The organism is Streptomyces sp. NPDC096176 (assembly GCF_044763255.1).
GTDB lineage: Bacteria > Actinomycetota > Actinomycetes > Streptomycetales > Streptomycetaceae > Streptomyces.
On record NZ_JBIWFV010000007.1, the window covers coordinates 67,593 to 91,608 of the forward strand.

A 24,016-nucleotide genomic window follows, 5' to 3' on the forward strand; every position below is an offset into this window, starting at 1 on the left:
GTTGGACGGCACGGCAGTGACCTGCAGCATCAGGGTCTCCTTCATGCTCGAGTAGGTGACGCAACCCCGAGCTACCAAGGGCCCTGTTCCCATGCGCCCACCCAGCCAAGATCACCCGACCAGGCATCCTGTTCGATCAGAACCGCCCTCGTGATCGAAAGGACAACGGCTCCTTAACTTGATTTTTAACCTTGTAGGTCGCCTGACCTGCTGATATCGGTCCGTTTCGGGGACAGCAGACGCGGCCGCCCCGCACGCTTCGAGATGTCGAGTAACGATGCGTGGAGAGGCGGCCGCTGACGATGAGTTTCCCGGTCCAGGACCGTGGCGTCGAGGCACTTGAGGTGCTGTCCCGCTTTCGGGTCGAGTTCTACGACTGTCTCTACACGCGCGCCGATGCCCTCTTCGAGCTCACCGACGCGGTGCTGTGTGCGGATGGGCCGGTGAGCTCGCTGCCCGAGCTGACCATGACCGCGGAGTACCGGCGTGGGCATGGGGCGATGTACGGCGCGCTGAACAACGGCTGGCTGGAAATGGCCCGGCTGCGCCGCCAGTTGGCCGCGACTCCGCTTCCCCGGGCGGCCGACGGGCGGATCGTTCTCCCGGTCGATGTCAGCAACTGGCTCCGCCCGGACGCGCCCACCAGTCCGGACCTGTTGTTCTGCCACGTATACGGCCGAGGCCGCAGCGCGGACCAGATGATCCCGGGCTGGCCGTACTCGATCGTCGCCGCCCTGGAGACCGGACGGACATCCTGGACGGCGGTGCTGGACGCGATCCGGCTCGGCCCGTCCGACGATGCCATCGCGATCACCGCCGCCCAGCTCCGTGAGGTCGTCGGGCGCCTCCAGCAGGCCGGGCACTGGCAGCCCTGGATGCCGGACATCCTGATCGTGACGGACGCCGGCTACGACGTCTGCCGTCTCGCCTACCTCCTGGCCGACCTGCCCGTCGAGCTGGTGGGGCGGCTGCGCTCGGACCGGGTCATGCTCCGCGATGCCGGACCCCTGCGCGACGTGGAAGGGGTTCAGGACTGCGTGGTGGTCGGCGGCCGCGACGCCGACGGCCTGGAGCAGGCCGTGGCGTACCTGGTGGCCCAGCCGGGATCCGCCTTGGCCGTGGTGCGGCGCGCGGTGCTCGCCACGATCCGTGGCGGCCTCGCCGCCTACAAGCGGCCCGCCCGTCTGGAGTTCCTCGACGAGCTCCCGACCACGTCGACCGGCAAGCTGGCCGCCTTCGAGCTCAGGAAGGCGGCTGCACAACCGTGACCTGGGACATTACGGGCATGGCCGCCGTCGCCAACATCGGTGCCAACCCCCGCGAGATATTCGCCGCGTTGTGCGCGGGCCAGGAGAGCCGCAAGCCTCTGCGAGCGTTCGACCCCGACAACTACAGGGCGAAATACGCCTACGAGATCGACGACCGGCCTGAGGGCGGTGGCGAGATACCGCGGCGCGCCACCCGCTGGCTCACCACCGTGGTCCTTCAGGCAGTCGCTGACGCGGGCCTGGGCGAGGACCTGTCACGGGTACCCGTGCTGTCGGGACCACCATGCGCGAGCAGCGCAGCCTCGAACTGTGGTGGCGTGACGACGCGGAAGTCGCCCTCGAAGACCTGCACTTCGGCACCGCTCTGAAGGCGGCCTTCGGGGCGTCCACCACGTACACCTTCGCCAGCGCCTGCCCCGCCACGCTGTACGCGCTCGGCATGGCCACCGACATGATCGAGGCAGGCATGGCCGACACGGTCGTCGTCGCCGGCAGCGACGCCGCCACCGAGAGCGGCTTCGGCACGCTCGACCGGGTGCAGAACGACACCCCCGACACGCTGCGCCCCTTCGACGCCACGCACAAGGGCATGCTGATGGGTGAGGGCGCGGCGGCCGTCGTCGTCCAGCGCTCCGGCACCGGGAGTCGGCCCGTGCACGCCCGGGTGCGCGGTGTGTCCATGAACTGCGATGCCCACCACGCCACCGCGCCCGATCCCGACGGCATCACCCGCGCGGTGCTCGACGCCTACCGCAGAGCAGGGGTGCGGGCGCAGGACATCGACCTGGTGATGCTGCACGGCAGCGGCACCCCCCTCAACGACGCGACGGAGTCGAGCGTCCTGCGCCGCATCTTCGACGGCGCCGGACCCGGTCCGCGGATGACCGCCATCAAGGCGATGACCGGCCACACCCTGGGCGGCTCGGGACTGCTCAGCCTCGTGATGGCGGTGCTCGCCATGAAGGAAGGGACGGTACCCCCGGTCCTGGGGCTCGCCGACCCGATCCCCGAGGCCGCAGGACTGGGCCTGGTGCAGGGCTCCCCCGTCTCCGGCGACCTGGCCATCGCGCAGATAGACGCGTTCGGCTTCGGAGGGATCAACGCCGTCGCGATCGTGGAGGCAGCCCGATGAGCACGACGAGCACCCCGCACATGAGGAACCCGAACGTCCGGGAGGTCGTCGTCACGGCATCGGACTGGCGCTCCCCGGTGTCGCGACGTACAGCGACCTCCTCGGACCCCTGCCCGGAGAGGGCGGCTTCGACCCGGCCACCGGACTCAGCGGACGCGAGCTGCGCCACAAGGACCGCGCGTCCCGGCTCGCCCTACGAGCCGCCGAGTTCGCCCTCCACAACGCGAGCCTGACCGACGCCGACGCCACTTTCACGGGCGCGGCTGATGCGACCGCCGTCGTGGTCAGCACCAACCTGGGCAACGCGGACAGCGTCTGCGCAGCCACCGACACGATCGCCAAAGAAGGCGTCAGGGGCCTCAGCCCACTGGGCCTGCCCCAGACATCAAGCAACGTCATCACCTCCTGGAAGCCCCCGGCCGAGGCCACCTGCAGACACTCCCGCTGATCGACGACTGCGACCGGCTGGTCGACTACTTCCACAACGCCATCGCTCCCCTGCTCGACCGGCCCTTCGGGTTCTTCGGCCACAGCCTGGGCGCCCTCGTCGCCTACCAGCTCACCTGCCGACTCCACCACGAGGGGGACCCGCTCCCCACCTGGCTGGGTGTGTCCGCCTATGGCGCCCCGCGAGTCGAGGCCGGCACCGACGACCGCCCTCACCTGATGTCCGAAGACGAACTGCGCGGCTGGCTGCAAAACGTCGGAGGCAGCACACCGCAGCTCCTCGACAACGACGCCGTCTGGCCCACGTTCGCCCCTGTGTTCCGCAGCGACTTCAAACTCCTGGACACCTGGGCGCCTCCCCACGACCCCGAGCCGCTGCCCGTTCCGCTCTCGGTGTTCGGGGGCCGCCGCGACAAGCTGATCGGCGAGGACCGCCTGCTCTCCTGGCGAGCGTTCACCACGCACTTCCTCGGACTCGAGAGGTACGAGGGCGACCACTTCTACGTGATGGACCACCGGCAGCCTCTCACTGCCGCCATCACGGCCGCGATGCGTTCCGCCGCTGCATAAGCTCGCCTTCACCACCACGCCACCCGCTGGGTGATCAGTCCCAACGGGGTGCCCGCGGAGGGCGCGGTGGTGGGCCCTCAGGCGTCGGGATCGACTTCGGGGTGCGTGAACCGCACAGGCCTGCCCAGCGCCCGGGCGTAGGCGATTTCGGCCCGGGTGCTGTCTCCGATGTAGTCGCCGACCACGAGCACCTCGTCGGCGAGCAGGATCTTCGACCGGTGCAGCTCGTCGAGTCGAACCTTAAGCGCCTCAGCCTCGACAGGATCGGACCAAAGCTCGTGCGGCGACTTCAGGTCGCAACCCGGCTTGACGACAATCCTCCCGGCCTTGGTCTCCCGCACATCGGCCTCAGCCATCTCGGCCATGAAACGAGTGGAGCCGCAGATCGCGACGATACGCGGGAAGCCCAGCTGCCTCTTCGCCTCGGCGAGCTTCTCCTCGGGGATGATCACTTGCGGGGACGACACTGGTTCCTCCTGGTGGTGCGGCCCGAGGGGTGCCTGCGGAGACGAGAACGAAGGCATCCAAGATCATCTTTTGGTGAACGACGTGGACACCCGCGCGCCCGCACTCTATGTGACGAGCACCCCTACGTGGTGCCGCGCCGCCCGCCGACCAGCCCTACGCCCCGCCTATGCGATGCCGAACCGGTCACCCTCGCCACGAAAAGCCGGTGTCGGTTGCCGCGTTCAACGCCTCGATCAGCCGATTCACACGGCAGGGCGCCGCGGTGTCGGCTCGGTCGGCCGGTCCCCCGCCGGCAGCTGGTGGTGCCGGTTCGGGCTCGGGTACTGCCACAACCCGAACGAGGGTGGCGCAAGCAGATGACCGCATTGACGGAGCGTTGTCCGCCAGCGACCTTGCGGCCCCGTGCTGCATCCGGCGCGGCCCGCCGCAGCTGGCGGCCGCGGTTCATGCCCGCGTCCTGATCGAACCGACCGCCTGCCGCCCGCTCAGCATCTGAGCACGTCACTGCGCTTCGACGAGGAGACCATGTCCACCGCATCTCACCAGCCCGCCACCAACCCTGTCGCCGCGCCTTCCACACCCGGCCGCACCGCGGAGGGGGAGCAGGTCAAGGCGGTCGCCGACACGCTGGTGCTCGCGTACAGGATGCATCCGGCAGGCATCACACGTATCCCGGAGGGCACCGCGACGGACAACTACGCCGTCGTGGACCAGGCGGGCCGGCGGCACTTCGCCAAGGTCTACCGGACTCGGGAACACTTGGATCTGGAGCGGGCGTCGGTCGAACTGTCCGAGTACTGCGCCGACGGAGGTGTCGCGACCGCGCGGGCAACCCGCACGCGCGAGCACGACCTCATCGCAACCCGCGGCCCCCTGCCGATGTCCCTGTGGTCGTGCGTGCCGCACACCGCGACCGGCGAAGGCGGCCTGAGGGGTGCACGGTGGGCAGCCGTCGGCACAGCGATGGGCCGCCTCCACAGTCGGCTCGCCGCTCACCCCGCCGCCTCACCCACCCTGAAACCTGGCTCCGCGGTGTGTGACGTGGCTACCGCACGAGACCGCTATGAGGGTCTGATTCTCGCGTATGAGCAGAGGCCCAGGCTTGGGGAGTTCGAGGCATGGTCGCTGCAGGCGACGCGTGAACGGCAAGCTCTCTTGCGTGGCGTCGAGGGCATCCTTGCTTCGCTTCCACCGCTGACGGTTCAGATCCTGCACGGCGACCTGTCCGGCCCCAACGTCTTGTTGAAGGACGACGATGCCGCCGCGTTCGTGGACTTCCGACCGCCCACACCCCGGTACGTCGCCTGGGAAATCGCGCGTCTGGGCTGTGACCCCAGCAGCGTGCTGGCCAACGGTGTGGACGGCTGGCTCACCGGATACACCGATCTCACCCTGGCCTACCGGGACGCCAACCCCAAGGCGTCCGCGAACGACCTCGTGTCCTCGCTCCGTGTGGGCTGTGCAGCCGTGCTCTGCTCGACGTTTCCGTTCTCGGCACCAGTGAAGCGTCCGCACATCGTCGACGCCGCACTTGAGTCCTACGGCAGGGCGCGGCACGAGGCCGATCTGATGCTGCTGGACCAGCTACCTGTCTTAGGGGAGGCCCTGCGCGACGCTCTTCTCTGACCCTCATGGCCGGCGTAACCGGCATCGAATCCGTCCCGCCGGTGAGCTGCGGTGCTGGTGAGGTCACCGACCGGTGAGGATGCGCGCCAACTCGTCAACGAGCGCGACGAGTCGATCGCGTTCGGCTCCATGGCGGCCCCGGCGGAACCCTCGCCGGCGGCCGCCGTAGGCCGCCTGGACCGCACTGAGCTGCGCCCACCGACGTGCGTGCTCCCGATCGAGCTCGGAGGCGCTGGTGAAGGCGTCGAGGGTGCGGCGGATCCCCCTGGCCAGGTCTCCCTGCTCGGCGAGGACGACCGACCGGGACTTGGTGAGCGTGCCGCAGTCGTACGCCCGGTCGCCCACCCAGCCCTTCGGGTCGACGGCCAGCCAGGGCTCTCGGGTGCCCGCCAGGATGTTCCGCGCGTTCAGGTCGCCGTGGATGAAGGTGTCCGGCTGGTGGTGCGCGAGCTCGAGCACCGTCGCCGTCGCGGCTTGCACCGTCCGGGGCGGCAGGGCGTCCGGGAAGTCCCGGGCGTCCCGGCGCAGTTGCTCTTCCCACCCGGCGGCCCGGTCTTGAAGCCGGGGCAGTCCGGCGGGCGCGGGGACGGCGAGGCGACGGCTGACGCTCCCGCCGATCGCCGCCACCTCGTCGCCCTGCGCGGCCTGGGCGGCCTGGGCGGCCTGGGCGGCCTGGGCCAGCGTCGTGGGGTGCGCCCGCTCCAGGAGCATGGCGAACCGGTCGTCGTCCCGCTCGTCCAGCAGGACCGCGCCCCGCCCGCCCCAGACCGAGAGCGCGTCCGGCTCGGACCTGTTCTCGGGATGAGGAAAGGACGCCTTCAGCACGGCAGGCTCGGTCGTCTTGCGCAGCACCGGGACAACGATGCCGACGCCCCCGTACAGCGGGTCACCGTCCCACGTGCAGTCCCAGCGCTCGGCCAGCTCCCTCACCGTGGCCGGGAGGGTAGCCAGCCATGCCGAGCCGGCCGGGCCCTCGCGGTCCACGGTGACCCGCACGAACGCCTCCGGGAGAACGATCACCAGCGCACCGCCCGGCCGGGGTACACAGCGCCGTGCCGGTGCGCGGCTCCTACCGGTCGGCGGGTCACCGCCGTGCCGGCCACTGCTGCTCCAGAGAGCGCCGGAGCTCCGGGGTGGTCGGCGGGAGCGCGTCCAGGGCGCGCACCCACTGGTGGCGATCGTGCTCGAACAAGGCGACCGGATCCGGCTTCTGCGGCGTGCAGGCGAAGACGGACTGGCGGCTGGTGCGGCCGCGGGAGTTGGTGTAGTCGAAGTGGCCCGCAGAGCGGTCGATGGTGATGGTGAGGCCGGTCTCCTCCGTGATCTCACGTGGGAGGGCGTCAATGATCGACTCGCCTCGCTCAAGCCGGTCGGCCGGGGTCTCCCAAGTGCCGCCGAGGTAGTCGTCCGGGTTGCGGCGGACGACCAAGAGGCGCTCGTCGTGCACGATCGGGCCGCCGGCGACGAGGGTGTGGATGCCGTCGCGGTGGGCCTGGTCTTCGAGCTCGGCGGCGACACCGCGCAGGGCGGCGTACCGGGCGAGCGGGCTCATCGGGCGGTTCCCCAGGCATCGTGGGTCGACGAAGGCGAGCGCCCGGCCTTCACGTTGGCGCCGGCGGCGAGACGGTCCACGAGTGGCCGAAGCACCGGCTGCTCGTCGGGGTGCCTGCGCAGGTAGTCGGCAACGAGGTCCTGGAGGTGCTGGGCGGGGATGGGCATGGCTCTCCTGGCGACCTCGTGCGCGGCGCAACTCCACAGGGGGTGCAGCGGGGGACGGCGCGTTCGAACATAACGGCCGGTCTGCGAGCGCGGGCACGGATCGCGAGAACACCACCCGAGCGTGTGCCAGCCGCGTCGAAGGTGCCGATGCTAGCCGCCCTCGGAGCCGTCCAAGGGCATGACGCTCCGGGTGCTCACCCGGCCTCGAACCAGATCGAGCCACTCTCGCGGGCACCGGATTCCGGGCCGGACCCGAGAGTTCAAGAATCCTTTCACCTGACATCACCCCAGGTCAGAACCCTCCTTTTCGCGGGTGGCGGCTGGCGGCAGGGGAGGCCGGAGATGACCGGATCACAGTGCTGGTGGCCGCGGATTGTCAGTGGCGTGGGCGAGGGTCCGTCCGCAGAGCACAGCCACACCACACCGAAGGAGACGAGTGCTGTCGACGCGTCGTGCAATCCGCCGCTCGGGCGACCGTCCCACCACCCTCCCCGTACGTGTGAATCGAACGAAGCGAGAAGAGCCGCCCACGCAGACGGCGCTTGCCGCCCGCGTCCCGGCGTCGAACCTTCACTCGACTCGTCGCCCGCGGCTGCCCGTAGCGGCCCTGCGATCAGGTCCGTTGTCCGGGTGCTCTGCCCCCGTTCCGACCCGAGGAGAAACCGTGAATCCCGTCCGCTTGGTCACCCTTCACCCTGTTCTCGAGAACCCTCCTGCTGCGGCCGCCGAAGCTCTCGCGCACCGGCGGCCCGTCGACGTCCGCCGCGTCCTGTTCGCCGCAGCATCACGACCGTCATCGGGGTGGGGGGCATGACCAACCCGACCACTCCGCCTCCCGCCCTGCTCGCGTGGGCCAGCCGGGAACTCGCCGCCCGTCCCGCCGTCAAGGACGTCAGCCATCCGCGCGAAAACTCGCGCGTCTGGCAGCTCGGCCTGCCCGGGGCCGCCCGCTTCTACCTGAAGATCTCCCCCGAGGCCGTGATGTACGAGCGCGAGACGCTCGCGCTGCGAAGTGCCGCACCGGCCCTCGGCGCCGGCGGTGCGCCGCAGCTGCGCGCCTCGAGCGCGGAGGATCTGGCACTGCTACTGACCGCCGTCCCAGGACGGCCGCTCAAGCAGCTGGAGCTCTCGCCCGTGGAAGGAGCCCGCGCGCACCGGCACGGCGGCGCCCTGCTGGCTCGCCTTCACGCGGCCGGTGATCTGTCCGGTCCTCGACGGGCCGAGGCGGATCAGGCTCTGCAGGCCGCGGCCGACGGCGCCGAGGGGCACCTGGCGGCGGCCGGGGACCGGCTGACCGCGGCGGAGCAGAAGCTCGTGCGCCAGCTGGCCGAGGAGCTGCGGGCTCTTCCGCCGCTGCCGCTCGCGTACCTCCACGGGGACGCGTGGGAGCGCAACCTCATGTGGTCGACCGCCCGGCAGCAGGCCGGGTGGATCGACTTCGGGCGATCCCGGGCCGCGACCGCCGTGCAGGACTTCGTGCTGATGGCCTGCTCCACCTGGACCGATCGGCCCGACCTGCGCGCCGCGTGCCTTCAGGGCTACGGCCGCAACCTCACCGTCGAGGAGCAGCACGCCTTGAAGTGCCTGGCGGCGCTCGACGCGGTGAGCTGCCTGGTCTGGGGACCGAAGCTCAATGACCCCCACCTCACCGCACGCGGACGGCGCACCCTGGACCGGCTGATGGCGGGGGTGTTCGCATGACCGCACCGCACCACCGGACCGACTCCCCGGCCGCTGGCGCAGCGAACCCGCGCGGCGAGGCGGTGTCCCTCCCGGCCGCGCGGACGGGCGCTCCGCAGCCCTCGGCACCGCCGGAGCTCGACTACAACGGGCGCAAACACCGGCGGGCAATGGACGACGCCACCTTGTGGGACATGGCCCGCCGCATCCCCGCGGCCCTGATCCAGACGGCCCGCCTGGCCTGGAGCGTCGACCGGCGCATGGCCTTGACGATCGTCGTATGCCAGCTGCTGTCCGGCATTGGCACGGCGGTGATGCTGACCGCCATCGCGAAGGCCTTGCCGCAGCTGATGGTCGACGACCCCCGCCAGGGTCTGGCCCATGCGTGGCCGGCGCTGACCGTCGCCGTCGTCGCGATGGCCACTGGCGCTTCCATGTGGATCCTCGCGGACTGGGCGACGCGGCGCCTGAATCCGCAGATCGCCTCGGCCGCGGACCTGCAGCTCGTGGATCTCCACATGCGGGCCGAACTCGCCGCCTACGACGCGGAGGGGTTCGGCGACCGGAGCCAGGCGGCGGAGATCGGCGCGCTGCGCGCCGTCGACCTCGCCGACGACGCCAAGACCCTCACCAACGGACTCGTCCAGCTCGCCTCCGCGGCCGTGGTACTCACCACCTTGCACCCGCTGCTGCTCGGTGTGCTGCTGCTGTCCGTCGTCCCCCGCGGTCTCGGCGGCGTGATCGCCGCCCGGGTCGACTACCGCGTCCACGATCAGACCATCTCCGCCCGCAATGTCCGCGGCATGATGCGCTGGTGGTTGACGACGGCCGAGCTCGCCGACGAGCTGCGGGCCAACACCATGCGCGGCTATCTGCACTTCTGGTACCGGTCCATGTGTGACCGGGTCGAGTTGAGGGAGGTCGCCGGGGCGCGCCCGTATCTGCGGATCACGCTGCTGGCCGCCTCGCTCGGCGGCCTGTTCACCCTCGGCATGTGGGCCTCGCTCGCCGGCCTGGTCCTCGCCGGGGCCATGACGACAGCGATCGCGGGCACCGCGGTTGTCGCCTCGCAGACCGCCGGCCGTGCCCTGAACTCGATCATCCGGTACTCGACGGTCATGTTCCACCACGGGCTCTACCTCTCCGACTACTACGAGTTCATCGACGAGGTCCGCGCCATGACCACGGCCCGTGGAACCGCGCGGGCCACGCCCCCGCGGCAGATCCGCCTGGAAGGCGCCTCCTACACCTACCCGAGCAAGGAGGCCGCGGCCGTCCAGCCGATCACCCTCACCCTGAACCGCGGCGAAGTCGTCGCCCTCGTCGGGGAGAACGGCGCCGGCAAGTCCACGCTGATCCGCATGATCACCGGACTGACCGTTCCGACCGAGGGCAAGGTCCTGTGGGACAGCACCAACTTGGCCGGCGCCGACGCGGAGTCGGTGTGGCGGCACGTGGGCCTGGTGCCGCAGAAGAACGGGCACTGGCCGCTCGCCGCCCGGGAGAACATCACCCTGGGCCAGCCCCGCGAGCACGGCGACGAGCGGATCTGGGACGCGGCCGAACGCGTCGGCATGACCAAGGCCCTGCGTGATCTCCCCAAGGAACTGGAGACGCTGCTCGCCCGGTCGGTGTGGGGCGGCCACGAGCTGTCCGGAGGGCAGTGGCAGAGGCTGGCCTGCGCGCGAGCGATGTACAGGGAGCCGGCCGTGCTCGTCCTGGACGAGCCGACCAGCGAGATGGACGCCCGAGGAGAGCACCAGATCTTCAGGGAGCTGCGGGCCATGGCCTCGGACCGGATCACCGTGGTGGTCACCCACCGCCTCGACAACGTGAGGATGGCCGACCGAGTGATCGTCCTCGACCAGGGAACCGTCCGGGAGCAAGGCTCCTTCGACGAACTCGTTGCGACCGAGGGGAGTTTGCTCGGCGAGCTGTACGCCCTCGCCCAGGACCGCTGACCCGCGGCCCCAGCAGAGGTCCACGCGGGGCCGTGCAGCCGGCGCGGCCCCGCCACTCCCCCGACGCCAAGGAGCGCCATGCACAGCACCGAGCCCGAAGCCGTCAACGCCCGCGCATGGACCACGTACGGCATCCACCATCTGCAACGAGGCACCGACATCCCGGAAGTCGACCGCATCTCCTGGGGATTCTGGCCGACCGGCCCCGGCGCCGAAGTCCTTGGCGACCTGACCGGCCTGCGCGTCCTGGACCTGTGCTCCGGCCTGGGCAAACACGCCGCCCACCTGGTGCGCGAGCACGGAGCCACGGTCGACACCGTCGAAGCATCCGCCAGCCAGCACGCACGCGCCCTCGCCCGCTACGGCGACCTCCCGGGTCTCACCCTCATCCACGCCGACGCCGTCGACCACCTGCACCAGGCCGAGCCCTACGACGTGATCTACTCCATCCACGGCTTCGGCTACATCGACCCTCATCGCCTGCTGCCCGCCCTCCGGCCGGCCCTGAAGCCCGGCGGGCGCCTCGCCTTCTCCGTCTTGCACACCAACTCCCACGGGCACGGGCCCTCTTCGAGCGTCAGGCCGCGCGCGGAGATCCTGCCGCTCGCCGGCGGCCAGGACCAGACTGTCGAGATGTGGGTGCTCACCCCGAAGCTGTGGGAGGACCTCTGCGTCGACAACGGCCTCCTCCTCGACGGGATCGACGTACTCGACGCGCCCGAGGACGACAATCCGGTCTCCGTCCGCTTCTACCGCGCGCACAGCCACGCCTCCGCCAGCAGCCGACCGCGCACGACCCGCCCGCCGGAGCCCAACGCCGCGCTCGGGGTCGGCGCGATCCTGCACGGACCCCGCGGACTCCTGCTGGGAGTCCACCGCCGCGGGACCATCGAGCTCCCGGCCGGGACCGTGGAGCCCGGCGAATCCCTGGAACACGCGGTCATCCGCGAGCTCTACGAAGAGACCGGCTGCCGTGCCCGCGTGGAGGACGTCGACCTGCTCGGCGTACTCGTGGACCAGGTCGGCCCCGTCGTACGCACAACGGTGCCCGCGGTCGTGACCCAGTGGGAAGGTGATCCGGCAACGCAGCCGAACGAGAGCGTGGGCGACTGGCGCTGGCACCATCTCGACCGGCTCCCGAACGGTCTCTTCATCCCCAGCGCCCAGTGCCTTACCGCCTGGCGGCCGGCACTCGCGATCAACCACCCAGTGGCCACCTTCTACCCGTTCGCCAGCCGTGCCAGGGCCGCGTCTGACTGCTGTACCGAGTCGCTCGGTGCCAAGGGCGGTGAGCCACGGTGAACGTGGGAAGCGAAGAGAGCCGACTCGTGGTCATCCGGGGAAACTCAGCGTCGGGGAAGTCCTCCGTGGCAGCCGGCCTTCGCGACCGGTTCGGTCGCGGTCTCGCCCTCGTGGGTCAGGACAACCTCCGGCGGGTCGTACTGCGCGAGCGGGATCGGCCCGGTGCTTCCAACATCGGGCTGATCGACACGGTCGCCCGCTACGCCCTTGATGCCGGGTACCACGTGGTTGTCGAGGGGATCCTGTACGCCGACCGCTACGGGGAAATGTTGGAGACCCTCGCCGGTGACCACCGTGGCATCTCCCGCCACTACTACCTGGATGTCCCGTTCCCTGAGACGCTTGTTCGGCATACAACGAAGCAAGATGCCGAGTACCTCGCGCACGTAACCGAGCGGGAACTCAGGGACTGGTATCGCGAACGCGATCTACTCTCCGGTGAGGTGGAGACCGTGATCCCTGCGGACAGCTCGTTGAACGAAACGGTCGACCACGTCATGCGAGACACGGGCCTTGACCGTCTCCCTCCGCGAGACCTTTGACCCCTCGTGTCCGCTGGCCCCCTAGGGTCCGAGGCGCAGGCGAGGATCGTCGATGGACGCGCGCACGCCTCAGCCGGGTGAGCGTAGAACGGTGTAAAGCGCTTCGACCGTCGCGCAGCCACCATCGAGCGGCGCGGGGCCGCGTCGTCGTGGTCACGTGCACCTTGGTCGGAGCACATGATCAGACGAAGGCCGCCCCCACGTCCGGTGAATCCCCATGCGAGCGAATCCGTTCGAGACCGTGGCACCATGTACCGCATGACGACGAACCGAAAGGTCCATGCCGCGTAAACGGCCCGGACAGATCCGTGCTGGCGCCCCGGGCAGCCACCTGACAACGGGTGCAAGGCCAGTCATCGACGGCCTGTCTTCGCGTGCACTGTCCGAGATCACCCGTCTCGAACACACCCGCAACTATCTGCAGCCAGGCGATGTCAGCACGGCTGTGGGGCTGTGGAAGAACTACGTCCACCAGCCCGAGCGGGATCTGTGGCACGACTACGAGTGGGGCAACGTGCACTGGTACTGCTGCGGCAACCCCCTCGAAGCTCGAGACCTCCTCGACACCGTGATGCAGGCCATATCACCCCGAAGTGCCCGCGAACTTCAAAAGGTTGTCAGCCGGTCAGACGCCGTCTGGAACCGTCCATCCACGCCCTATGACGCAGACGGTAGATAAGAGCAAGCTGAGCGTGTTCCCCGCTGAGCCGCGCGGCCGGCCCTCCGGCACAGACCGGCTCACCTGAGGCTCGGGAGGGATGCGTTCGCCTCCCGAGCCGAGCTGTGCTCCCCTCACCGGGGGATCGTCTACGGGGAAGTCGAGCACGGTGAAGCCGGCGGGCCGGCGCGCTTCGGGTCCGGTCAGGTGGAGAGCGCCGCCAGGAGCATCCGCCGGGTGACCGTGGTCAGTTCGGCCATGTCGGGCAGCGGGTTCGTCTCCTCCAGGGCGCCGGCGAGCCTGTCGTACAGCAGGCCGTCCGTCCAGGCGACGAACAGGTCGGCCGTCTCGGCGGGGTGGGGAGCGCCGAGGGCCGCCAGCAAGGCGGCGGCCTTGGACCGTGCGGCGAGACGTGCGCGGTGTGCAGGTCGGCACGGAGTTCCGGGCGGCGCGTTGCCTCAAGGGTGAGTTCAAAGCGCGCGAGCTGACGGTCGCGGGCCGCCGTAAGCCAGTGGTGGAGCAGTGCGGCCAGTGCGGCAGCGGCGGAATCCAGATCCGGGCGGCCGTCGCCCCGAGTGGCCAGGGGGCCGTGGGTCGCTTCCCAGTGGTCGACGTCGGAGACCGAGAGTTCAGCCAGCCGGAGGTAGCAGGCGCTGATGAGGGCGCTGCGGGTGCGGAAGTAGTACGAGGTGCTGCCGACGGGCAGGCCAGCGGCGGCGTCGACCGCGCGAAGGCAAGCTGGCGTTCGACCGGCTGCAGCGCCGCATGAACCGCGGGGCCGGAACGGTGACACGCGAGATCGCCGAGTCGCCCGCCCACTTCGTGGGTTTCGACCTGCTGGCCTTCGGCCGCGACCTCACCACGCTCCCGTACCAACAGCGCCGTCGCCGTCTGGAGGAGATGTTCAGTGAGCTCGAGTTGGGTCCGCCCTGGACGCTGTGCCCGATAACCCTCGACCGTGCCCAGGCCGATGAGTGGATGACACAGTGGGCGGTCGCCGGTATCGAGGGCGTGGTCGCCAAGCCGCTGGGCCAGCCCTACCGTGCGGGACAGCGTGGGTGGCTGAAGGTACGTTCCCGCAGCACAAGCGAAGGCGTTGTGGGTGCCATCACCGGCACCCTTCTCCGGCCCTCCAGCCTTCTGCTCGGCCGCTTCGACGAAGCCGACCGCCTTCGGTGAAAGAGGGTGCGAACGTCTCGTTCCGCCGCTGCTTGCAGGCCCGTCGGAGATCCCTCCTGAGCCGACGAAATCGCCGTACGCGGCACGCTGCGTACGGCGAGGATGTTGTCCGTCGACGGCGGACGATCAAGGGAAAGGGGAGTACCCACTCCTTTCCACTCTCAACATATAGCGCATGGGGGGCCTTGCTGCAAGGCCCCGGTGGTGGGGCAGAATCGCCGGCCGAGCCCAGGATCCTGCGGAAATAGGAGACTTACGAAGTGCATGAACTCTTGTCGGCCCACCGGTCGCGCGGTGGAGTCGAGCCGGTGGTGGGACTCGCGCTGCGGTCGCGGGCTCCCGGCCGGGTGCCGGTGCGCGCGCAGCCGGACTTCGCGGGAGCGACCTCGGATCGGAGCTGGTGACATGAGCCCCTTGACCATCACTGCGTTCGACCTTCCCGGCCACCTCTCCCCCAAGGCCGACCCGATGTTGATCGCCGGCGACGAGCAGCACTTCGCGGCCATCGCCGAGAGCCTCGAGGAGACGATCGCCGAACTGTCCGACCGCCTCGATGCCGAGCTCAGGGCACCCGGGGGCGTCGGCAGGGAGGCGATGGAGCGGGACATGGAGGTCCACCGGCTGACCGGTCGGCTGCGTGCCTTGCGCCGCTTCGGACTGGACCTGTGCCTTGGACGCATCGTCGGTGAGGACAATGCCGAGCCCGTGTACATCGGTCGCCTCGGTCTCACCGAGAGCACGGGTCGCCGGCTGCTCATCGACTGGCGCTCCCCCGCGGCCGAGCCGTTCTTCGCGGCGACCCACGCCAACCCGATGGGGCTGGCGAGCCGGCGCAGGTACCGCTGGACCCGCGGCCGGATCAGCGACTACTGGGACGAGGTGTTCTCCGCCGACGGGCTAGAAGGGCACGCCGCGCTCGACGACCAGTCCGCCTTCATCGCCGGCCTGGGCGGCAACCGGTCCGCGCGGATGCGAGACGTGCTCGCCACCATCCAGGCCGACCAGGACGCCATCATCCGGGCCGGCTCCCGCGGCGCTCTGGTCGTCGACGGCGGTCCGGGTACCGGGAAGACCGTCGTCGCTCTGCACCGCTCCGCCCACCTTCTCTACTCCGACCCTCGCCTCGGTCACCGTCGGGGCGGCGTGCTGTTCGTCGGTCCGCACCAGCCTTACCTGGCCTACGTCGCCGATGTCCTCCCCAGCCTTGGAGAGGAGGGCGTGCAGACGTGCACCCTGCGGGACCTCCTCCCCCAAGGAGCCGCGGCGAAGGCGGAGCCCGATCCGAACGTGGTCCGTCTGAAGTCGTCCGCCCACATGGTGAAGGCGATCGAGAAGGCCGTCAGATTCTACGAGGAGCCGCCGGCCCAGGGGATGACGGTCACGACGCCCTGGTCCGACGTCTGGTTGAGCGCGGAGGACTGGGCCGAGGCGTTCGAAGCAGCGGGACCGAGCACCCCGCACAACGAGGCACGCGACCTTATCTGGGAAGAGCTGGTCACGATCCTCATGGACAAGCACGACGGCGACGTCCCGCCCGAGCAGTTCCGGAGGTCGCTGCTGAACGACAAGGAACTGGTCGGCACCCTCCACCGCGCGTGGCCGCTGCTCGAAGCGGCCGACCTCGTCGGCGACCTGTGGTCGGTACCCGCCTACCTGCGCATGTGCGCTCCTTGGTTCGGCCGCGACGATGTCCGCACCCTGCAGCGCGAGGACCCCCAGGCCTGGACGGTGTCCGACCTGCCGCTCCTGGACGCTGCACGGCAGCGGCTCGGTGACCCGGAGGCGTCCCTGCGCAAGCGCCGGCACGAGGACTCTGTCGCCGCCGAACGCGAGCGCCTGGCCGGCGTCATCGACAACGTGCTCGCGGCCGACGACGACGGTGAGGGTGCGGTGACGATGCTGCGCGGACAGGACCTGCAGGACAGCCTGATCGACGAGACCGCACTGCCCGGCACCGACCCGGAACCTCTCGCCGGGCCCTTCGCGCACATCGTCGTGGACGAGGCGCAGGAACTGACCGACGCGGAGTGGCAGATGCTGCTGCTTCGCTGCCCGTCCCGGAGCTTCACCATTGTCGGGGACCGCGCCCAGGCCCGGCACGGGTTCACGGAGTCGTGGCGGGAGCGGCTCGAGCGGGTCGGGCTCGACCGGATCGACGTGGCCTCCCTGAGCGTCAACTACCGGACTCCCGAAGAGGTCATGACGGAAGCCGAGCCGGTCATCCGAGCCGTGCTCCCGGACGCCAACGTGCCGACCTCGATCCGCAGCAGCGGCTTGCCCGTCGTGCACGGATCTGTTTCCGATCTGGACTCCGTCCTCGACACCTGGCTCGCGTCGCACGACGACGGGATCGCCTGCGTCATCGGCGATCCGACGTTCCGGGCGACGTCCCGCGTCCGGTCGCTGACACCGGAGCTGTCGAAGGGACTCGAGTTCGACCTGGTCGTGCTCGTCGACCCGGAGGCGCTCGGCGAGGGTACCGAGGGAGCGGTCGACCGCTATGTCGCGATGACCCGGGCTACCCAGCAACTCGTGGTCCTCACGAGTTCCTGAGGCAGGCAGGCAGGCCAGGACACCCAACCGCCGTGCAGGAGGCTCGTGTTCGGTGACTCGGCCGCCCGTCCGGTTCGAGGCGCCCGGCCGGGACGGGGGAGGTCGTCGGTCGCGTCATGGCTGCTTCGGCGCGGCCCCGCTCTCCCCCTTGGCCAGATTCGACTTGCGGTACGAGTACGCGAAATAGATGACAAAGCCGATCAGCAGCCACACCAGGAACCGAAGCCAGGTCTGCCAGGCCAGGAAGGTGATCAGCCAGAGCGAGAACACCACACCGATCGCCGGGACGAACGGCACGCCAGGGCAGCGGAAGCTCCGCGGCAGGTCCGGCTGGCGGCGACGCAGCACGATCACCGCGATGCACACCACGACGAACGCGAGCAGAATGCCGATGTTGGTGAGCTCCGCCGCCTCGCCGATCGGCAGGAACCCGGCGATCAGCGCCGACGCCACCCCGACGATCCACGTCACCCGCACCGGAACGTGCCGCGTCGGGTGCGTCTTCGCAAACCAGTGCGGCAGCAGCCCGTCGCGGCTCATCGAGAACCACACCCGGGTCACACCCAGCATGAAGGTGAACATCACCGTGAGAATGCCGATGATCGCGCCGACCGCGATGAGGTTCGCGAGACCTCCCAGCCCCACCGACTCGAAGGCCGTCGAGAATCCGCTCTCCGGGTCGATCTCCGTGTAGTTCTGCATGCCCGTCAGCACCAGGCAGGCAAGCACGTACAGCACCATCGAGATCGCGAGCGAGTACATGATCGCCTTCGGCATGTGCCGCTGCGCGTCCTTGGACTCCTCGGCCGCTGTCGACATGGCGTCGTATCCGAACACGGCGAAGAACACGGTCGCCGCACCGGTGAACGCCCCGCCGACGCCGTACGGGAAGAACGGGTTGTAGTTCGACGTGTCGATGTGGAAGAAGCCGATGACGATCACCAGGAGGACGACCAGGACCTTCAGCACCACGACGACCGTCTCGAACCGGGCCGCGTTCTTGATGCCGAGCGTGAGCAGGTAAGCGGTGAACAGGCAAAGGATCATGGCGAACAGGTCGACCTCGCGCCCCTCGCCGGTGCCCGGCGCGCCGAGCATCCATGCGGGCAGGTCGACGCCCATCGCACCGAGCAGGAAGCCGAAGTAGCCGGAGATGCCGATGGCGACCACCGCGACGATCGCCGTGTACTCCAGCAGCAGGTCCCATCCGATGAACCAGCCCGCCAGTTCACCGAGCACCGCATAGCCGTAGGTGTACGCCGATCCTGCCTTCGGGATCATGCCCGCGAACTCTGCGTAGGAGAAGGCCGCGGCCGCGCTCGCCACGCCTGCGATCAGGAACGAGACGAGCACGGCGGGCCCGGCGGTGCCGTTGGCGACCGCCCCGGCGAGCGCGAAGATGCCGGCGCCGATGATGCCGCCGACACCGATGGCCGTCAGCTGCGTCAGGCCGAGTGTTCTGGTGAGCTGTTCACTCGGGGCGCCCTCTTCGATCTGCTCGATGGGCTTGCGGCGCAGTACGCCCTTTCCCATCTGGAGTCCTGCCATGGTCCACCTCTTCGCAGACTGCTGTCGGCCGATGGCGGCTCATGATGGCCCAGGCGAGGCGGCGGCGGAACCCGACATGCGCAAACGCCGGAGGGAGCGTGTCTGGAACATGGCAGGACCACCGTCATGGGCCAATGCCCGACCGCAGGCCTCAACGAGCGGCCCCTGTCGTCAACGAGGTCGGGCGCCCTCGACCAGGGGGCGCAGCTTGTCGGCCAGATCCTTGCTCTGGACCAGTTGGTAGAACAGGCTCGGGTTCAGGGCACTGTACGGGCAGCTTTCCCGAACGCTGGTGGATCCCTGCAGCGTGAACGTGTCGACCAGTTCGGCTGTCCTGGCCTCGTACACCCGGTAGATGTAGCGAGCCGACTCCACGTCGGCGATCGTCGCTCCGTCGTCGTACGCACAGGTGCCGATCTTCACGCTCTTGAAGCTCTCGTCGGGATCCTCGCAGAGCACCAGCTGAACCGGGCCGGCGGCGAGCGGATCCCATTCGGCGGGCAGTTCCCCGTGGACGGAATCGGCGAACGACATGATCGGGTGGGGCCCCGGCCCGGCGTACGCCGGGCCGTCAGGCCGTAAGGCGAGCGGCCGCTCGGTGCCGTCCCATCCGCCGCACGCGTCGTAGTCGTCGCGAGGAGGCTGGGAGGGCGGTGTCGGCGGCGGGGAGCTGCCGGGAGTGGCGGACACCGAGGCTTTCCCGGATGCCGGAGGCGGCTCCTCATCGCCGGTGCAGGCGACCAGCCCGACCAGGCAGGCGGCGAGCATCGCCAGGACGGGACCGGTCCTGAAGTTCCGCTGACACCTCACAGAATCCCCCGCGTCTCGCGCCCCCGACCCTCGCACCGCGCATGCGCGGGACAGGGTCGTGGACAACACATCCGCGCACGCTACCGAGCTACCCGGGGGCCCGGGGGGCCACGCCCCGAAAGCCCCGTCCGCCGCGCTCGGCACGGCTTGTGCATTTGCCTCCGTCCGCGGGCGTGTGTCGTACCGGCCGGCATACGCGACGCGACGGTAGCCTCCCCACGATGTCCCCGCCCACCGTGGCCCGGAGGGTCTGCCCGTGCAGCAGCCGTTCCTCGCGCTCTTCCTCAGCCGCCTGTTGGGCAACCGATGGTGGCGCGCCTTCCATGTGCGGGCGGCCTTGTGCGTCTCACTTGTGACGGCCGTCGTGCTGCTGGCCGGTTCGGCGCTGATGGTGTCGGCCGAGCGGGACGCGCCCGAAGCCACCATCACCTCCTTCCCGCGGGCCCTCTGGTGGTCCGTCGAGACCGCGACGACCGTCGGGTACGGCGACCTCTACCCGGTGACCGCGTGGGGCCGCGTCATCGCCGCCGTGGTCATGCTGGCCGGCATCACTACCTTCGGAATGATCACCGCAGCCCTCGCCACTTGGTTCGTCGGCAGGGCCCAGCAGGACGCCCGGGCCCTGGGTTCGGCGGCGCACCGGTACGCCGAGGCCGGGGAGGCCGAGATGCACGCGGACGTACGGGCGCTGCACGAACGCTTCGACCGCGTGGAGCAGTTGCTCGTCGACCGTGACGCTCGCTGACATGACCGGGAGGTCACAAGGTTCGCACGGCGGCCCGGCGGGTGAGAGCCGGACTCAGCTCAGGCTGATGTGGTACGCCTTGCGCAACGTCTCATGGACCCTCCACACCGTCCGGTCCCCGGCGCGGAGCACGCAGGCATCCCCCGGCCCGACCTCGAAGGTGGCGCCGCCCTCGACAGCGATCGTGGCGCGGCCGCTGACCACGACGAAGAGCTCGTTCGCCTCGGTGTCGGTGACCACCCCCGGAGTGATCTGCCAGATGCCGCGGATCTGCGTGCCGTCCGGGGACTCCCACAGCACCTTCCCCGACACCTCGGGGGTGCCCTCCACGATCTGCGCCGGATCGAGCGGATCGGGCTCGAGGTCCGCGTCGGGGACGTGCACGGCGAAGCTGCTGAACTCGGTCATGAGCCGACGCTAGGGCATGCCCGCGCCGGCACCCCATGGCCAGAGTGTCGTGTGTGCCGCACCCATGAGCGACGATGCGTCGACCGGATGCCGCGGAACGGCCGCCGCGGACGCGGGCCGCCTCGTCGGGATCGGTCAGGCCCCGCCACCCAGCGTCACGTTGTCCTCCAGGGGGACGCGCCCGGGCACGGTGGCGTCGGTCGGCGGTTGCCAGTCGTGCCACTGCTCCCACCAGCAGTCCCCGCGCTCGATCAGGTCCACGACCTCGGCCGCCGAGGCGCGCACGGCCTCCGCTTCACCGGGTTCGAAGCCGCCTGCGCGCACCCGCTCCTCGAAGTGGTCGACGTCCTTCCATGCGTAGCCCGACCCGTCGGCCGGGATCACCAGGTCGAGTTCCTGGTCCAGGGTGTCGAAGCCGCGCTCCGTACGACGCATGGGCCTTTGGAAATTGATGTACCAGTCCTTCAGTTCAGCACCCTGCCAACGAGCCCAGACCGCATAGCCGTCCTGGGCGCGTTGCAACTGGAGAACGCCCGTGGACTGCCATGAGTGGTCGAATTCGATCCATGGATGCAGCCCCCATTTGAATTCACCGAGCCCGAAAGTCAGCGGTGTCCCCCGGGCCAGATACGCGGCGAGGGTGCAGCCGTCGTCAAAGACCACGCGCAGCGGATGGACCAGCCATTCACGGCCGTCGAGCACCTCGCGCCTGACGATGACCTGACCTGTGGAAAAACGGGGCTCCATGCAGATCACCCTAACTACGGCGCCCTCTGCGCCGACAGTCAGGGTCCGTTGCGCCGCACCGCGGGGTGCTCGGCTTCCGTGCGCGGGTGCTCCCTCGGATGGATCACTCCCCCTCGCATCATCGATATGGCCCGACAAGAATCGGGTGCACCCTCACTTTCTTCCGCAACGGGCCGAAAGGCGGCAGGTCGGCGTTTCCTGTGCCCAGCGGAACCATCGGAATGGATGAAGGCAGGAGCGCATGACTATCGCAGCCTCTGACCGCGTGTCGATTTCGTCGTTCGACGGTGCCATGCTCAGGGTCGTACTCCTGATGGATCTGCACGAAGGTACCGAGCCGCAGTTTCTCGCAGCGTACGACCAGCTGTGCGACCAGGTGGCGTCCGTACCGGGCCACATCAGCGACCAGTTGTGCCAGTCGATCGAGAATCCCTCGCAGTGGCTCATCACCAGCGAATGGCAGAGCGCTGTGCCCTTCCTGTCCTGGGTGAACAGCGACGAGCACCTCGAGATGGTCAAACCGCTGAGCGTCTGCGCCCGCAGCACAAGATCCTTCCGGTACAGCGTCCTGCGGGAAACCGGAACGGTCCACGCCGCTCCGCGGCGGATGGGCAGGCTCCAGACGGCGCCGCGCGTGAGCGACGGCCTGGTCCGGTCAGCGCTCACCTTCACGGTGAAGCCCGGCAGCGAGCAGGCCGTCGCAGGCATCCTGGCGGACTACGCGTCACCGCAGGCGCGCGTGGACGCGCACACCCGACTGCACCGCACCTCGCTCTTCATGCACGGAAACCGTGTCGTACGGACCATCGAGGTCCGGGGCGACCTCATGGCGGCCCTGCATCACGTCGCGCGGCAGCCGGAGGTACGGGCCGTGGAGGATGCCATCAACCCGTATCTGGAGGTCGAGCGGGATCTCGACGACCCCGAGTCCGCTCGCATGTTCTTCATGCGCGCCGCACTGCCGACCGTGCATCACGTCATGGCCGACCGACCGGACGAGGCAGGCATCCGACGGATGGCGGTGATCCACCAGGTCGAGCCGGGACAGGGAATGGGCGCGGCCCGTGCGCTGGCCGAGGCCGACGAGGCGGAGGCCGACCGGCCGGACAGCCTTGTGGCCGCCAGCACGATTTTCCAGCGGGACAACACCGTCGTCCGTCTGCTCGACGTGCGCGGCGAGCTCGAGGAACCCGTCAGCGGCAAGGTGATGCGGCTCGTCACGGACCGTCACGCCACGGCCTGACGGGAGTCGACCGAAAGGACGGTCCTCGCGGCCGGCCTCTTCACACCGCTTCCGTGCCCAGCCAGGACGCGACCGCCCGGGCGATCGGGAGGCCGGTCTCCAGTTCCACGAAACCGAACTGACCGCCCTGGTTGCACTCCAGGAACCACCACGTCCCCGTGGAGTCCTCCGCGAAGTCGAAAGCGCCGTAAGCGAGTTCGGCGTGCTTCATGTAGGTCTCGACGGCCCGGGCGATCTGCGGGGGCGTCTCCACGGGCTGCCACTCGTGGCCGGTGTCCCCGTAACGGCCGTCGACCTGCCCCGGTTCCGCCGCCTTGCGTGCCGCGAAGTGCTGGTCACCGACGCTGGTCAGCCGGATGTCGGCGCGCTTGGCTATGTAGCGCTGCAGCAGCGTGGGTGCTGCGGCGACACCGGAGAAGTCCGCGTCCGGGGGGACGAGCGTGGTGGGCAGTGCCATCGGTGGGTTGCCCGGCGACTTGCCGGAGACCGACTTCACGACAACATGCCGGTACTGCTCGGCGAACTGACGGGCCATCGTCGGATGAGTGGTGACCAGGGTGGCGGGCACCGCGAAGCCGCTGAGGTGCGCGATGCGCAACTGCCAGGGCTTGCGGCGCGCCTTGGCGGCCGCGCTGGGGTGGTTCATCCATCGCGCACTCGTGCTGTCGAGCATTCCGTACAGGGCGTGGGAGCTTTCGACGGTCAGCCAGTCGGACGGTTCCGCGGCGTGGGCCGCAGGCTCCCCGGGCCTGCGGATCCAGACGGACCGCAGGCCCTCCATGCTCGCCACACGGCCGCCGCTCGACAGATAGCCGCGGAACTCCCCCCGTACGTACTCCGCCGACATGGCCCCGCCGCCGGGGAGTTCAGCAGGGTCGAACCGCACCAGCGGGACGCCCTGTTCGTGAAGCTCGGCCACCACCATGTCGGCGGTGACATCGCCTTCGCATGTGAGTACCAGCACCGTCACGTCGCACAGCCGGTCAGTCGTCGAAGTGGGTGGCGGAGCCGGCCTTCGACGTCGTCGTGCCGGCCGCGGCGAGCAGCGCCCTGTCCATGATGGCGGGGCGGCCGTCGGCCAGAACGTTCAACTGCAGCGTGGCGTCGTACGCATAGGGGGCGATGTCCGCCGCCGCATCGGCAGGGCGAGCGTAGTTCCACGCGAAAGGTTTCATGTCAGTTCCTCCCCTGCCCGTGCGGGCCTGCCCGGGCTTCTCATGTGACAGTACGTGGCTACGACGTAGTGGTTTCAGCACGTACCGTGACCATGTGAATGCTGTTGACAACGGCTCCCCCGATGGAAGGCGGGTCGGAGAACAGCTCCTCGACACTGTTCTCCGCTGCCTTCCGGCGCCGTCAAGACAGACGCACTATCAGCCCTAGGGGTTTCAACCTTTGGCCTTAACGTGA

23 protein-coding genes and 3 pseudogenes are annotated in these 24,016 nt (G+C 69.5%); 14 read left to right on the top strand and 12 right to left on the bottom strand.

The features are described 5' to 3' along the window. Positions 1 to 302 precede the first annotated feature (302 nt). From ACIQ7Q_RS20515 to ACIQ7Q_RS20535, 5 genes and pseudogenes are all read left to right on the top strand, one after another. A pseudogene (locus ACIQ7Q_RS20515) lies at positions 303 to 1,013 on the top strand (transposase); the annotation flags it as partial. Beyond that, entirely contained in the window at positions 987 to 1,268 is a 282-nt protein-coding gene (locus tag ACIQ7Q_RS20520; protein ID WP_403864771.1) for a hypothetical protein, read from the top strand. The pseudogene ACIQ7Q_RS20515 and the gene ACIQ7Q_RS20520, both read left to right, overlap by 27 nt. Then, positions 1,265 to 2,400 (top strand): annotated as a pseudogene (locus ACIQ7Q_RS20525) (beta-ketoacyl-[acyl-carrier-protein] synthase family protein). Before ACIQ7Q_RS20520 ends, ACIQ7Q_RS20525 begins: the two are co-directional and overlap by 4 nt. A 280-nt stretch (positions 2,401 to 2,680) precedes the next feature. Continuing rightward, entirely contained in the window at positions 2,681 to 2,848 is a 168-nt protein-coding gene (locus ACIQ7Q_RS20530) for a hypothetical protein (protein WP_403863766.1), read from the top strand. Further along, entirely contained in the window at positions 2,848 to 3,417 is a 570-nt protein-coding gene (locus ACIQ7Q_RS20535; RefSeq protein WP_403864774.1) for a thioesterase II family protein, read from the top strand. The genes ACIQ7Q_RS20530 and ACIQ7Q_RS20535 overlap by 1 nt, the downstream gene beginning before the upstream one ends. 77 nt (positions 3,418 to 3,494) lie before the next feature. Here the strand turns inward: ACIQ7Q_RS20535 and ACIQ7Q_RS20540 are convergent, their stop codons facing one another. Beyond that, positions 3,495 to 3,884, bottom strand: a complete 390-nt coding sequence (locus ACIQ7Q_RS20540; protein ID WP_403863769.1) for a hypothetical protein — start codon at positions 3,882 to 3,884, stop codon at positions 3,495 to 3,497. A gap of 526 nt (positions 3,885 to 4,410) precedes the next feature. Here ACIQ7Q_RS20540 and ACIQ7Q_RS20545 point away from each other — a divergent pair. Further along, positions 4,411 to 5,511: a phosphotransferase gene (locus ACIQ7Q_RS20545; RefSeq protein WP_403863772.1), complete on the top strand. Its 1,101-nt coding sequence runs from the start codon at positions 4,411 to 4,413 to the stop codon at positions 5,509 to 5,511. 63 nt (positions 5,512 to 5,574) lie between these two features. Here ACIQ7Q_RS20545 and ACIQ7Q_RS20550 read toward each other — a convergent pair whose 3' ends face one another. The 3 genes from ACIQ7Q_RS20550 to ACIQ7Q_RS20560 all read right to left on the bottom strand — a co-directional run bounded on the left by ACIQ7Q_RS20550 (position 5,575) and on the right by ACIQ7Q_RS20560 (position 7,230). Next, entirely contained in the window at positions 5,575 to 6,531 is a 957-nt protein-coding gene (locus ACIQ7Q_RS20550) for an aminoglycoside phosphotransferase family protein (protein ID WP_403863775.1), read from the bottom strand. A 64-nt stretch (positions 6,532 to 6,595) separates the two neighbouring features. Continuing rightward, entirely contained in the window at positions 6,596 to 7,063 is a 468-nt protein-coding gene (locus tag ACIQ7Q_RS20555) for an NUDIX hydrolase (protein WP_403863778.1), read from the bottom strand. Next, positions 7,060 to 7,230 (bottom strand): hypothetical protein, encoded by a 171-nt coding sequence (locus tag ACIQ7Q_RS20560; RefSeq protein WP_403863781.1) that lies wholly within the window; start codon positions 7,228 to 7,230, stop codon positions 7,060 to 7,062. Before ACIQ7Q_RS20560 ends, ACIQ7Q_RS20555 begins: the two co-directional genes overlap by 4 nt. A gap of 810 nt (positions 7,231 to 8,040) precedes the next feature. Between ACIQ7Q_RS20560 and ACIQ7Q_RS20565 the strand changes: the two genes are divergently transcribed. The 4 genes from ACIQ7Q_RS20565 (at position 8,041) to ACIQ7Q_RS20580 (ending at position 12,715) form a co-directional block, all read left to right on the top strand. After that, positions 8,041 to 8,931 carry a phosphotransferase gene (locus ACIQ7Q_RS20565; RefSeq protein ID WP_403863784.1) on the top strand — a complete coding sequence of 297 codons (891 nt, stop codon included), beginning with the start codon at positions 8,041 to 8,043 and terminating at the stop codon, positions 8,929 to 8,931. Then, positions 8,928 to 10,871 carry an ATP-binding cassette domain-containing protein gene (locus ACIQ7Q_RS20570; RefSeq protein WP_403863787.1) on the top strand — a complete coding sequence of 648 codons (1,944 nt, stop codon included), beginning with the start codon at positions 8,928 to 8,930 and terminating at the stop codon, positions 10,869 to 10,871. Before ACIQ7Q_RS20565 ends, ACIQ7Q_RS20570 begins: the two co-directional genes overlap by 4 nt. Before the next feature lie 78 nt (positions 10,872 to 10,949). Then, positions 10,950 to 12,173 (top strand): NUDIX domain-containing protein, encoded by a 1,224-nt coding sequence (locus ACIQ7Q_RS20575; RefSeq protein ID WP_403863790.1) that lies wholly within the window; start codon positions 10,950 to 10,952, stop codon positions 12,171 to 12,173. 2 nt (positions 12,174 to 12,175) lie between these two features. Beyond that, a complete protein-coding gene (locus ACIQ7Q_RS20580; RefSeq protein WP_403864777.1) occupies positions 12,176 to 12,715 on the top strand; it encodes an AAA family ATPase in 540 nt (179 codons plus the stop codon). Positions 12,716 to 13,576: 861 nt separating this feature from the next. Here the strand turns inward: ACIQ7Q_RS20580 and ACIQ7Q_RS20585 are convergent. Both ACIQ7Q_RS20585 and ACIQ7Q_RS20590 read right to left on the bottom strand, forming a co-directional pair. Next, entirely contained in the window at positions 13,577 to 13,756 is a 180-nt protein-coding gene (locus tag ACIQ7Q_RS20585; RefSeq protein WP_403863793.1) for a hypothetical protein, read from the bottom strand. A 92-nt stretch (positions 13,757 to 13,848) separates the two neighbouring features. Further along, positions 13,849 to 14,166: pseudogene (locus ACIQ7Q_RS20590) on the bottom strand (hypothetical protein); the annotation flags it as partial. Here ACIQ7Q_RS20590 and ACIQ7Q_RS20595 point away from each other — a divergent pair. Together ACIQ7Q_RS20595 and helR are read left to right on the top strand one after the other, a co-directional pair. Then, positions 14,139 to 14,552: a hypothetical protein gene (locus ACIQ7Q_RS20595; protein WP_403863796.1), complete on the top strand. Its 414-nt coding sequence runs from the start codon at positions 14,139 to 14,141 to the stop codon at positions 14,550 to 14,552. The pseudogene ACIQ7Q_RS20590 and the gene ACIQ7Q_RS20595 sit on opposite strands and share 28 nt — an antisense overlap. A 405-nt stretch (positions 14,553 to 14,957) precedes the next feature. Next, complete coding sequence (gene helR / locus ACIQ7Q_RS20600; protein ID WP_403863799.1) at positions 14,958 to 17,105, top strand: RNA polymerase recycling motor ATPase HelR; 2,148 nt, start codon at positions 14,958 to 14,960, stop codon at positions 17,103 to 17,105. Between the two features lie 114 nt (positions 17,106 to 17,219). Here helR and ACIQ7Q_RS20605 read toward each other — a convergent pair whose 3' ends face one another. Both ACIQ7Q_RS20605 and ACIQ7Q_RS20610 read right to left on the bottom strand, forming a co-directional pair. After that, a complete protein-coding gene (locus tag ACIQ7Q_RS20605) occupies positions 17,220 to 18,653 on the bottom strand; it encodes an amino acid permease (RefSeq protein ID WP_403863802.1) in 1,434 nt (477 codons plus the stop codon). Positions 18,654 to 18,824: 171 nt separating this feature from the next. After that, positions 18,825 to 19,343 (bottom strand): hypothetical protein, encoded by a 519-nt coding sequence (locus tag ACIQ7Q_RS20610; RefSeq protein WP_403863804.1) that lies wholly within the window; start codon positions 19,341 to 19,343, stop codon positions 18,825 to 18,827. A gap of 376 nt (positions 19,344 to 19,719) precedes the next feature. Here ACIQ7Q_RS20610 and ACIQ7Q_RS20615 point away from each other — a divergent pair, with 376 nt between their 5' ends. After that, entirely contained in the window at positions 19,720 to 20,208 is a 489-nt protein-coding gene (locus tag ACIQ7Q_RS20615) for a potassium channel family protein (protein ID WP_403863807.1), read from the top strand. 54 nt (positions 20,209 to 20,262) lie between these two features. Here the strand turns inward: ACIQ7Q_RS20615 and ACIQ7Q_RS20620 are convergent, their stop codons facing one another. Beyond that, positions 20,263 to 20,616, bottom strand: a complete 354-nt coding sequence (locus ACIQ7Q_RS20620; protein ID WP_403863809.1) for a cupin domain-containing protein — start codon at positions 20,614 to 20,616, stop codon at positions 20,263 to 20,265. Between the two features lie 135 nt (positions 20,617 to 20,751). Further along, entirely contained in the window at positions 20,752 to 21,363 is a 612-nt protein-coding gene (locus ACIQ7Q_RS20625) for a DUF402 domain-containing protein (protein ID WP_403863812.1), read from the bottom strand. Between the two features lie 241 nt (positions 21,364 to 21,604). On the opposite strand from ACIQ7Q_RS20625, the gene ACIQ7Q_RS20630 reads away from it, so the two are divergent. Then, complete coding sequence (locus ACIQ7Q_RS20630) at positions 21,605 to 22,606, top strand: SchA/CurD-like domain-containing protein (protein ID WP_403863815.1); 1,002 nt, start codon at positions 21,605 to 21,607, stop codon at positions 22,604 to 22,606. Positions 22,607 to 22,646: 40 nt separating this feature from the next. On the opposite strand, the gene tgmB is transcribed toward ACIQ7Q_RS20630, so the two are convergent. Beyond that, a complete protein-coding gene (gene tgmB / locus ACIQ7Q_RS20635; protein WP_403863818.1) occupies positions 22,647 to 23,576 on the bottom strand; it encodes an ATP-grasp ribosomal peptide maturase in 930 nt (309 codons plus the stop codon). Positions 23,577 to 23,589: 13 nt separating this feature from the next. After that, a complete protein-coding gene (gene tgmA / locus ACIQ7Q_RS20640; protein WP_403863821.1) occupies positions 23,590 to 23,781 on the bottom strand; it encodes a putative ATP-grasp-modified RiPP in 192 nt (63 codons plus the stop codon). Positions 23,782 to 24,016: the final 235 nt, after the last annotated feature.